The 10933-nt window shown below is 74.9% G+C and carries 9 protein-coding genes; 5 read left to right on the top strand and 4 right to left on the bottom strand.

What is annotated here, in order from left to right:
- The 4 genes from AB0C87_RS27180 to AB0C87_RS27165 form a co-directional block, all read left to right on the top strand.
- The coding region (locus AB0C87_RS27180) for a hypothetical protein (protein WP_360580135.1) at window positions 1–872 on the top strand (872 nt) is incomplete at its 5' end.
- An 18-nt stretch (window positions 873–890) separates the two neighbouring features.
- On the top strand, window positions 891–1928 hold the full coding sequence (locus AB0C87_RS27175) for an AAA family ATPase (RefSeq protein ID WP_353832211.1): 1038 nt from the start codon (window positions 891–893) through the stop codon (window positions 1926–1928).
- The gene (gene fxsT / locus AB0C87_RS27170; RefSeq protein WP_360580133.1) at window positions 1925–6079 is read left to right on the top strand and encodes an FxSxx-COOH system tetratricopeptide repeat protein; all 4155 of its coding nucleotides are present in this window, start codon (window positions 1925–1927) and stop codon (window positions 6077–6079) included. The genes AB0C87_RS27175 and fxsT overlap by 4 nt, the downstream gene beginning before the upstream one ends.
- Before the next feature lie 49 nt (window positions 6080–6128).
- A complete protein-coding gene (locus AB0C87_RS27165; protein ID WP_360580131.1) occupies window positions 6129–7097 on the top strand; it encodes a hypothetical protein in 969 nt (322 codons plus the stop codon).
- Window positions 7098–7134: 37 nt separating this feature from the next.
- Here the strand turns inward: AB0C87_RS27165 and AB0C87_RS27160 are convergent, their stop codons facing one another.
- The 3 genes from AB0C87_RS27160 to AB0C87_RS27150 form a co-directional block, all read right to left on the bottom strand.
- Window positions 7135–7320 (bottom strand): hypothetical protein, encoded by a 186-nt coding sequence (locus AB0C87_RS27160; protein WP_345182692.1) that lies wholly within the window; start codon window positions 7318–7320, stop codon window positions 7135–7137.
- 81 nt (window positions 7321–7401) lie between these two features.
- The gene (locus AB0C87_RS27155) at window positions 7402–8265 is read right to left on the bottom strand and encodes a GPR1/FUN34/YaaH family transporter (RefSeq protein ID WP_360580129.1); all 864 of its coding nucleotides are present in this window, start codon (window positions 8263–8265) and stop codon (window positions 7402–7404) included.
- A gap of 164 nt (window positions 8266–8429) precedes the next feature.
- Window positions 8430–8852 (bottom strand): STAS domain-containing protein, encoded by a 423-nt coding sequence (locus AB0C87_RS27150; protein WP_353831646.1) that lies wholly within the window; start codon window positions 8850–8852, stop codon window positions 8430–8432.
- 122 nt (window positions 8853–8974) lie between these two features.
- On the opposite strand from AB0C87_RS27150, the gene AB0C87_RS27145 reads away from it, so the two are divergent.
- The gene (locus AB0C87_RS27145; protein ID WP_345182696.1) at window positions 8975–9220 is read left to right on the top strand and encodes a DUF2630 family protein; all 246 of its coding nucleotides are present in this window, start codon (window positions 8975–8977) and stop codon (window positions 9218–9220) included.
- A 20-nt stretch (window positions 9221–9240) separates the two neighbouring features.
- On the opposite strand, the gene AB0C87_RS27140 is transcribed toward AB0C87_RS27145, so the two are convergent.
- Window positions 9241–10911 carry an L-lactate permease gene (locus tag AB0C87_RS27140; protein ID WP_345182697.1) on the bottom strand — a complete coding sequence of 557 codons (1671 nt, stop codon included), beginning with the start codon at window positions 10909–10911 and terminating at the stop codon, window positions 9241–9243.
- Between the last annotated feature and the right edge of the window lie 22 nt (window positions 10912–10933).

Raw genomic sequence — 10933 nt, 5'->3', positions numbered from 1 at the left:
GCGGCCTCCCCCCGGCGCGGCGGCGCGAGGTGCCCGCGGCGCGCGACGCCGGGGCGCGGGAGGCCGCGGCGCGGAGCTACCTGGTCATCGAGCTGCGCGGGGACGGAGCCGTCCCGGACCGCTACCTGGCCTCCGCGTGGCTCCAGGTGGACGGCGGGCACGGGCTCATGCTGCGCTGCGACGACGAACCCGTCCCCCTCGACCGGCTGCCCGGGCTCGTCAAGGAGCTGCTGTGCGAGGACCAGCACGTCGTCAACCGGCCGACGCCGGAGCTGACGCTGGAGTTCGTGCTGCCGGTCGACCTGCTCGGCACGCCGGTCGACCAGCTGCGGATCACGGTGGACGGGCTGGAGCGGCGCCTCGGCATCGAGCATCCGGTGGTCGTCCGCAGCCTCGACCGGATGCGCAGGCGGGCGTACCACCACCACTGGCGCCGCAAGTGGCGGTGGCTGCGCGACAACCCCCACGGCGCCGAGGTGTGCTGGGTGACACAGCCCGGGCAGTACGGCGGTGAAAGCCTCTACAGCATGCTGCTGTCCGAACCGTCGTCGGTGTGCATGGCCATGGCCTTCCCCCCGCGCACGGACGGGCCGGATTCCGCGGAGCTGCGCGCCGCGCTCCAGGCGGGGGCGCCGATCGTCACCTGGTGCCGCCGCGGCCGCGATCCGGAGCGGTTCGCCCGGGAGTTCCGGGAACTGCTGGGCGCGGGGGCGATGGACCTGCCCGACGCCGTGCTGGCGCTGCGCCGGCAGGCGCTCCGGGCCCTCGACGGAGACGGCGGCGGCGTCCATCTCGGTCTCGACCTGACGCTGGTGTTCGACGACGCGGACCGGCTGCCCGAACCCTACGTGCGGCTGAACGCCCCGGCCTGAGCCCCCTGGGAGGTACCTGTGGCGAAGACGGAGACGACCGCGGGCGAAGAGTCCGAGGGCTGGGAGATCTACCGGGGTGACGCCCGGCCGCACGACGGCCTGGCGCGGCTGCCCGATCCGCCGCCCTGGAGGCGGTTCGACGCGGCCGGCGACACGGCCGACGGCGCCGCCCGGCTGCCGGGCGGCGGTCTGGAGCGCGCCCTGGCGTACCGTCCGAAACCGAACGTCGTCACCATGGTGAACGTGGCCCTGCGCCTGCGGCGGCCCCTGCTGGTCACCGGCAAGCCCGGGACGGGCAAGTCGACGCTCGCCTACAACGTGGCGCACGAGCTGGGCCTCGGTCCCGTGCTGGACTGGCCGATCACCAGCCGGGTCACGCTCCAGGAAGGGCTGTACCGCTACGACGCCATCGGCCGCCTGCACGAGACGAGCCTGCGCCGGGCCGTGGCCCCCGGGGCCGACACCGAGGCCCCCGACATCGGCCGCTACATCCGGCTCGGGCCGCTCGGGACGGCGCTGCTGCCGCAGCCGCGCCCCCGCGTGCTGCTCATCGACGAGCTGGACAAGAGCGACATCGACCTGCCCAACGACCTGCTCAACGTGTTCGAGGAGGGCGGCTTCACCATCCCGGAGCTCGAACGCCTCCCGGAGGACCAGCCGGTCGTGCACGTCATGCCGGCCAAGGGACCGGACCGGGTGCCGGTCGGCCGCGGCCGGGTCCAGTGCACCGCGTTCCCGCTGGTCGTCATCACCAGCAACGGCGAGCGGGAGTTCCCCCCGGCGTTCCTGCGCCGCTGCGTCCGGCTGGTGATCGAACCGCCGAGCCCCGAGGAGCTCGCCGAGATCGTCGAGGCGCACCTCGGCCCCGCGGCGAGCGCGGCGAGCGCGGACCTCATCCGGGAGTTCCTGGACCGCCGCGAGCAGGGCGACCTGGCCACCGACCAGCTCCTCAACGCGGTCTACCTGAGCACGACCGGCTCCCGGCCCTCGGAGGCCACGCTCCAGGACATGGTCAGGGCGATCCTGCGCCCGCTGGGCGCCGCCGGCCCGGGATGATCCCCCGGCTGATCGGGGCGCTGGAGGCGCTCTCCCCCCGGCCCACCGCGGAGGAGGTCGCCGACGCCCTGTGGCTGGCGCTCTCCCTGCCGGGGGCCGCGGCGCCCGGCGGTCAGGACCCGCCGGCGCCCGGCCCTGAGGCGGAGCCGGAACCGCCCGCGGAGCCCGTCGCGGCCGAGCCCGCGGTCGCCGAACCGTCCGCGCCCCGCCGCCCGGTCCGTCCCGCGCCGTCGGCCGCGCAGGCGGGACTGCACCTCCCCGCGCCGGGGTCCGCGCCGGGAGACGCCGTGCGCGCCCCGGCGGCGCCCGCGCTCCCGCACGCGCTGAGCCTCGCCCGCGCGCTGCGGCCGCTGCGGGGCAGGGTCTCGTCCCGGACGGTGGAGAACCTCGTCGAGGAGGCGACGGCGCAGCGGATCGCGGAGACCGGCATCTGGGAGCCGGTCATGGAGCCCGCGCCGGAACGGCGGCTCGACCTCGCCCTCGTGGTGGACGGCGGCCCCTCCATGGTCGTCTGGACCCGGCTCGCCGCCGAGCTGCGGACCCTGATGGAACGGCTGGGCGCCTTCCGCGACGTGCGGGTGTGGCGGCTCGACGCCGACGGCGGCGCGCTCGTCCTGCGCACCGGCAGCTCGCCGGCCGGGCCGGGCCGCAGCCCGGACGAGCTGATCGACCCGACGCACCGCCGCGTGGTCCTGGTCTTCAGCGACTGCATCGGGCCGGCCTGGGGCGACGGGCGCGCCGCCGCGGTCGTCGAACGCTGGGCGCGGTCCGCCCCGGTCGCGATCCTCCAGCCGCTCCCCCAGCGGCTGTGGTGGCGGTGCGCGACGGCGGTCGAGCCGGTGTGGCTCGGGGCGCAGCGGGCCGGGGCGCCGAACGCCCGGCTCACGGTGCGGCCGCGCGAGGAGTCCGCCGTGCCGCCCGGCGTCGCCGTTCCCGTGATGGAGCTGGAGCCCCGCTGGCTGCGCCCCTGGGCCGAACTCGTCGGCTGCGGGGCGGAGCGGATCGCGGCGATGGCCGTGTTCACCGGCGCGCCGGCCGCCGAGGCCCCCCGGGACGCCCGGGAGGAGGACGGCGGCGACCTGTCGCCAGCCGAGCGGGTGACGCGCTTCCGAGCGGTCTCCTCGCCGACGGCGTTCCGGCTGGCGGCCTACCTCGCGGCGGCCCCGCTGCGGCTGGAGGTCATGTCGCTCGTCCAGAGGGCCATGCTCCCGGAGGCCACGTCGGCGCACCTGGCCGAGGTGTTCCTGGGCGGCCTGCTGCGGCGCGCCCGCCGCGCCTCGGACCCGGCGGGCGTCGAGTACGAGTTCCACGACGGGGTCCGCGACGTCCTGCTCGGCGGTCTCGGCCGCACGGAGGCGATGGGCGTCCTGCGCAACGTCTGGGACGTCGTGCGCGGGCGGTGGGGGTCCACGCAGGACTTCCCCGCGCTGCTGCGGGCCATCCAGCAGGGCGCCGAGGACCTGCGGCAGGATCCGCCGTTCGCGCAGGTCGCGGCGCGCGTGCTCGCCCGGCTCGGCGGGCGGTACGCGCAGATCGCGGAGCGCCTGGCGCAGAGCGCCGCGGACGGTCCCGGCGCCGCCGTCCCGGACGACGCCGGACCCGCGCCCGGCGAGGGCCCCGCGCGGGAGGGGCGGGACGCGCGGGCGCCGCTGCTGGGCGGCGGGCTCCCGGCGCGCAACCCCGACTTCACCGGCCGCGACGCCCTGCTCCGCGACATCCGGGCGGAACTGTCCGGCGCGGTGACCTCCCTGCTGCCCGCGGACCCGCGGCGGCTCGGCGGGCAGGGCAAGTCGCAGCTCGCCGTCGAGTACGCCCACCGCCACGCGGGCGACTACGACCTCGTCTGGTGGGTGCCCGCCGAGCGGACCACGCTCGCCAGGTCGTCGCTCGCCGAGCTGGCCCGGCGGCTCGGCACGCCGCTCAGCGACGAGGTCAACCGGACCGTCGAGCACCTCCTGGACGCGCTGCGCGCGGGCCCGGGGCGCCGGCGCTGGCTGCTCATCTACGACAACGCCGCCGACCCCGACGAGATCGTCCCGCTGATGCCGGTGCGCCGGGGGGAGCCCGGCGGGCGGCTGACGACCGCCGTCCCGGGAGGGCACGTCCTGGTCACCTCCCGGGACCACCGCTGGACGGAGCTCACCGCCGGCAAGGAGGTGGGGGTGTTCGAGCGCGCGGAGAGCATCGCGCTGCTGTGCCGCCGCGTGCCCGGCCTCACGCCCGCCGACGCCGACCGGCTCGCCCGGCGGATCGGCGACCTGCCGCTGGCGGTCGAGCAGGCCGCGGCGTGGCACGCCGTGACCGGCCGGACGACCGCGGAGTACCTGCGGCTCCTCGACCGCCGGCTCCGCGAGAAGGCCCGGCCGGCCCTCCCGCCGGACTATCCGGCCGAGCTGGCCGCGACGCTGACCCTGGCGTTCGAGCGGCTGCTGGAGGACGCGCCCGCCGCGGGGCGGCTGCTGGAGCTGTGGGCCTTCTTCGGCCCCGAGCCCGTCACCCGGAACCTGCTGTCGGCGGGCGCCGCGGACGGCCTCCCCCCGGAACTGGCGGAGACGCTGGGAGACGCCGGCCTGCTCCGGACGGCGATGGCCGACATCAGCCGCTACGCCCTCGGCCGGTTCGACCCGGATCCGTGCAGCCTCCAGGTCCACCGGCTCGTGCGGACGATGCTGCAGACCAGGCTCTCCGAGACCGACCGCCGGGTCGTGCGGGACCGGGTGCACCGGATCCTCGCCGCCGCGACGCCGCAGGCGACGCCGGAGGACGAGACCACCTGGGGGATCCGAGCGGAGATCGCCCCGCACGTGGTGCCGTCGGGCGTCATCGGCGGCGCGTCCACCGAGGTCCGCGGGGTCGCGCTCGACCAGATGCGCTACCTGTACCTGCTCGGCGACTTCGAGGGCAGCCGCGTCCTCGCCGAGCTCGCGCTGGAGCGGTGGCAGCGGGAGCTCGGCCCCTACGACGAGTCGGTGCTCATCGCGGGCCGCGAGCTCGGCACCGTGCTGCGCGCGCTCGGGGAGGTGGCCGCGGCGAACCGGCAGAACGCCGACATCCACCGGCGGACGACCGAGCGCTTCGGGCCCGGCCACTCGCTCACCATGCGGGCCGCCCGCAACGTCGCCGCCGACCTGCGGCTGAAGGGCGACTTCCGGGCCGCCCTCGCCCTCGACCAGGACACGCTGCGCCGCACGGTCCGGCTGTTCGGCAACGGCCACGTCGAGACGCTCGTCGTCGCCAACAACGTCGGCATCGACCTGCGCCTGCTGGGCGAGTTCGAGCGGGCGCGGGCGATCGACGCCGGCTCGGTCGAGCAGCTCCGCGCGAGCCTCGGCCCGCGCCACCGCAACACCTTGCTGGCCATCAGCCAGCTCGCCCGCGACCTGCACGGGCTGGGCGACTACCGCGAGGCCGCCGCGCTGCAGCGGGAGGTCCTGACGACCATGCGGGAGACGCCCGTGTCCGAGCACGCGTTCGTGCTGCACACGGAGATGAGCCACGCCGTCACCCTGCGGAAGCTGGGCCGCCACGGCGAGGCGATGGCGCGGGCGGAGGCGACGCTGCGGCTCCACACGCAACGCTACGGCGAGCGGCATCCCGACACCCTCGCCGCCCGGCGCGTGCTGGTGGCGGCCTGCCTGGCGGCCGGCGACGCCGGGAGGGCCCGCGCGCTCGGAGAGGCGGCCCTCGCCGAGCACCGCCGGGTCATGGGCATGGACCATCCGTTCTCCCACGCCTGCGCCGCGGACCTCGCCATGGCGCTGCGGGGCCTGGGCGACCACGAGGCGGCGCGCGTCCTCGACGACACGTCCGTCCGGGAGCTGCGCGCCGCGCTGGGCGCCGACCACTACTTCTCGCTCTGCTGCTCGGTCGGGCTCGTCCACGACCTGTTCCACATGGGCAGGCTGGAGGCGGCCCGCATCCGCTCCAACGAGACCTGGGAGCGGTTCGGCGGCCGGTACGGCCCGGACCACGTCTACACGCTCGCGTGCGCCCACAACCACCGGGTGATCTGCGACGCGCTCGGCCTGGAAGGCCCGGCCGGCGACCCCGTCGGCGCCCTGGCGGACGTCCTCGGGGACGGGCACCCCGACGTGAGGCAGGCCGGGGAGGGACGTCTACTCGACTGCGACATCGCGCCGACCTCGCTCTGAGCCGGATGGAACGGGGCTCGGCGCACGGAACTGAGGAGGGGCAGCGGACATGCTTCCCGATTTCGACGCCACCGGCCCTCTCTGGCGCCCCTCGGGGCCCTGCGTCATCGTCGGCTGCGACATCGCGGGTTTCGGCGACGCGACCCGGACCGACGACGTGCGACGGCACATGCGCGACGCGCTGTACCGGCATCTGGACGTGAGCCTCGCCGCCGCGGGGGTCCTCCTGGCCGACTGCTACTGGGAGGACCGCGGCGACGGAGCGATGATCGCCCTGCGGCCCCATCTGGAGGTGGAGCCGGTCCTGGTGGACGTCGCCGACACGCTGCGGGCCGAACTGGGCCGCCACAACCGGGTCGCCTCCGAGATCGCCCGGATCGGGCTGCGGATGGCGGTGCACACCGGGGAGGCCGTGTTCGACGGCCACGGGCTGGTGGGAACGGCCGTGAACCACACGTTCCGCATCCTCGACGCCCCCGCCTTCAAGGAGGCGCTCGGCGCGTCCGGGGCGTGGTTCGGGCTGGTGGTCTCCGAGCGCGTCCATTCCGACGTCGTCCGGCACGCCAGGGGGAGGATCATCCCGGAGGACTACCGGCGGATCGAGGTGGCGGTCAAGGAGACCGACGCCTCGGCGTGGATCAGGCTGCCGGGCGCGGACGCCGGCCGCCCGGACGCGCACCGGAACCCGGCCACCGCGGTCTCACCGCGGCCCTCGGTCTTCGCGCCGCCGCCGGACGCGCCGGACCGGCCGGCGGTCTTCGAACTGGTCGACCGCATGCTGGAGGTGCCGCTGCTGTCGTCCCCGCAGGGCCGCGACCAGGTGGTCGGCGCCCTCCGCCGCGACGTCGCCGCCGCGGTCACCCGTCACGCGGGCGCCCGGATGGACTGCTTCGCCATCCTCACCACGTGCCTGGACTACCCCGGCGGGCTGAAGGAGCTCGTCGACGTCACCCGGGGGCTGGCCGGAGAGTCGCTCTCCGTCCACCGTCTGGAACAGGCCATGGCCCGGATCCTGTGAGCCCCGCCCGGATCTCCTTCTCCGGGCCCGGGACGCGTCAGGCGTGCTCGGTGCGGAGGTGGTGCTTGAGGGTCGCCAGCTCAAGGTGCGGCGCGTGGCAGCGGTCGCAGGCCCAGACTCCGCTGGGTATCGTGACGCCGCGTGCCGACGCGTCCTCGCGCGCGCACAGCAGGTTGTAGGACTGGACGAGGCGTCGCCACGTCCTCCGGACCGCCGATGACATTCCCGCTCCCCCTCCGAGCCCAGTTCGGTGCTCTTGGGCTCAGCATAGGGTAACGGGAATGTCAAGGCGAAACGCCGGAGATCACTGCCCGATCTTCAGGCCCGGTTCGCCCTGCCGGTACTCCAGGGGCCGGACCCCCCGGCCGCCGGGCACGTTGGCGCCCCGGCGCATCATGCCGGTGGGCAGGATCGTCCGCCCGAAGCTGTTCGCGAACATCATCGCGGCGGCCGCGTACAGGGCGACCACCGAGGCGGCGACGAACAGCCAGCCGCCGACGTCCAGCGCCCAGGTCGTCCCCACCCAGAATCCGGCGGCCGTGAAGCCCGCGCCGACCGCCAGGCAGGCCCAGACCAGGGACGTCATCAGGTTCTCGCCGAGCGCGGCGAGCGCGCCCAGTCCGGTGATCACCGCGAGTGGGATGAACCAGAACGCGAATCCCTGATAGGCCGTGCCGAGGACCGGCGCCAGTGCCACCGGCGCCGCACCGATGCTCACCAGCAGGAACAGCAGCCCCCAGCCGATGAAGAACGCGCCCCACATGCCGTGCATGGCGGTGGCCACGCCGTCCCGCGCCCGGTAGCCCCACAGGCCGGCCAGCAGCTGCGCGATGCCGCCGAAGGTCAGCACGAAGGGCCACAGGATGAGCGGGGTGCCGACGCCGCCGTACCAGCCGGCCTGCCACGCGCCCACCATCATGGCCGCGGCGGCGAGCCCGAACAGCCCGAGGATCGACGGCGCCGCGATCGGCTGCAGGAAGACGCGGGTGCGGTCCTCCCAGAGCGCGTGCTCGCCGGCCTGGTCCGCGCCCCTCGGGGGCGCCATCGCCGCGCCCTGTGCCGGTGCGGCCGCGCCGTGCGCCGGGGTGGCCGTGCCCTCCGCGGGCATCGCCTGTCCCGTGTGCTCGCCGGGCATCGGCGCGGATTGGTGCTCTCTACGCCTTGCCATGAGATCCCCCTCTGAATCGGAGAGCTGTAAACCCCTCCTAACCGTGTTCAACCAGGTCAAACGGCATATGACGGTTTCCTGAAGAGGTTCGCGTTTGCACCCGGCACCCTTTGCCGCACGCTGACGCGGGCATGGTGATCCGGTGGCTCAGCGGCTCGGGTGGCTCAGCGGGCGAGCGGCCGCGGCGGGCAGTGGATCTCCAGGCCGGGGGTGGCGTTCCAGCCGATCAGCGTGAACAGCCGCTCGATGTGCGGGGGGACCCCGTGCAGGACGAGGAGGCAGTCGCGCTCGTGCAGGGCGCGGGCGGCCTCGCTGAAGGCGCGCAGGCCCGCGACGTCCATGAACTCCACCCCCGACAGGTCGGCGTGCAGGTCGCCGGACACGCGGTCCTGGACGGCGCGCAGGGCGCGCGCGACCGCGGCGGTGTTGGAGACGTCGACCTCCCCGGCGAGCAGGACCCGGGGCACGCCCGACGCGGCCGTGATGCGCAGCAGCGCGGAGTCGTGCTCGACGATGTCGTAGCGGGGAGCCTCCCGCGCACCCGGGTCGGGGGCGCCCTCGCCGCCGGTGATCCGCCAGACCGTCATCTGCTCCTCACCCTCAACGGGGCGCCGCCGCTACCGTGCGCGGCCCCGTATATGCAAGGCTCTCACCTGTCGGGACCTTCTGGACCCCACCAGAGCGGAAAACCACGATCGGAAGCCATTTCATGGACGAGAAGGCGATCCTGGAACGTATCAACGATTTCATCGAGGAGGAACACTCTCTCCGGCAGGCGCACGAGCGGGCCGAGGCCTCCAACGCCGAGGTCCAGACGCGGCTGCGGGACCTGGAGGTGGCGCTCGACCAGTGCTGGGATCTGCTGCGGCAGCGGAGGGCCCGCCTCTCGGCGGGACAGAACCCGGAAGACGCCCAGGTCCGTCCCGCCGGCGAGGTGGAGGGCTACTGGCAGTAGCCCCCCTCGCGGCCGGCCCCTCACGGGACCATCCAGCCGAGCACCGCGGTGGACTGCAGGCCGGACAGCACGCACATCCCGGCCAGGAACAGCAGGCTCCACAGCACCACGCGGCGGAAGATGTCGCCCTCGCGCCCGTCCAGGCCGACGGCCGCGGCGGCGATGGCGAGGTTCTGCGGCGACACCATCTTGCCGAGGACGCCGCCGGAGCTGTTGGTCGCGGCCATCAGGACCGTCGACAGGTCGGCCTTGTTCGCGGCGGTGACCTGCAGGGAGCCGAACAGCGAGTTGGACGAGGTGTCCGATCCGGTGACGGCGGTGCCGAGCCAGCCGAGGATCGGCGACAGCAGCGCGAACGCGCCGCCCGCCCCCGCCATCCACGTCCCGAGCGTCACGGTCTGCCCCGACGCGTTCATCACGAACGCCAGCGCCAGGACGGCCATCACCGTGATGATCGCCCACCTGAGCTGGACGAGCGTCGTCCCGTAGGCGCGCAGGGCCCGGCCGGCGCCGACGCCGAGGGCGGCCATGGTGATCAGCCCGGCGGCGAGCATCTGCGTGCCGGGCGTGGTCAGGTAGTTGAAGGTGAAGGTCGGCAGGGCCAGCGGCTTGCCCGTGGGGCCCGTGAGGTGCAGCCCCGGCCAGGAGAACGTCCGGGTCGCCCGGTCCAGGAGGTCCTTGACCGGCCCGATCTGGCAGACGACGAAGACCGCGATGATGATCGCGTAAGGCGCGTAGGCGCGGGCGACCTCGGCGCGGGAGTCCCCGGCCCGTCCCCCGTCCCGGCCCTCGGCGTCCCGGCCCTCGACGCGGGCGGCGAACTCCGGGGTCGGCTCGTCCGCCGCGCCGCCGGCGACCGGGGCGGGCTTCGCCGGCGCCGCCGACGGGCGCACCCGGACGGCCAGGACGACGGCCGCCGCGGAGACCAGCGACGCCACGACGTCGGCGAGCGGCACCGAGACGAAGTTCGCGGTGACGTACTGCGCGGCCCCGAACGCGGCGCCGCACAGCAGGGCGACGGGCCAGGTCTCGCGCAGCCCGCGCCGCCCGTCCACGATGGCGACGAGGACGAGCGGGACGAACACGGCGAGGATCGGGGTCTGCCGCCCCACCATGGCGCCGAGCGTGTCGCTGGATTCGCCGGTGACCTTGCCGAGCGTGAGGATCGGCGTCGCCATCGCGCCGAACGCGACGGGCGCGGTGTTGGCGGTGAGGGCGAGGACGGCGGCCTTGAGCGGCGGGAAGCCGAGCGCGATCAGCATGACGGAGGTGACCGCGACCGGCGTGCCGAATCCGGCCAGGGCCTCCAGCAGCGCGCCGAACGAGAACGCGATCAGCACCGCCTGGAGCCTGCTGTCGTCGCTGACCCGCGCGAACGACCGGCGCAGCACGTCGAAGTGCCCGGTGGCGACGGTGATGTTGTAAACCCAGAGGGCGTTGATGACGATCCACAGGATCGGGTAGAAGCCGAACGCCGCGCCCTCGGAGCCGGCGAGGAGCGCCTGGTCGGCGGGCATCCCGTACGTCCAGACCGCGACGGCCAGCGCGACCGCCAGCGCGATCAGGGACGCGAGCCACGCGCGCATGCGGACGCCGCCGAGCAGGACGAACAACACGGCCAGCGGCAGCGCGGCGACCAGGGAGCTCCAGCCGAGCGAGTCGGCGACGGGATCGAGGACCTGCTGGTACACGGCGATCACCTCGTGGGGTAGT

The organism is Actinomadura sp. NPDC048021, from assembly GCF_040653135.1.
GTDB lineage: Bacteria > Actinomycetota > Actinomycetes > Streptosporangiales > Streptosporangiaceae > Spirillospora > Spirillospora verrucosospora.
Note: the sequence above shows the minus strand (reverse complement) of the source record. Positions and strands in the feature narration are given on the sequence as shown.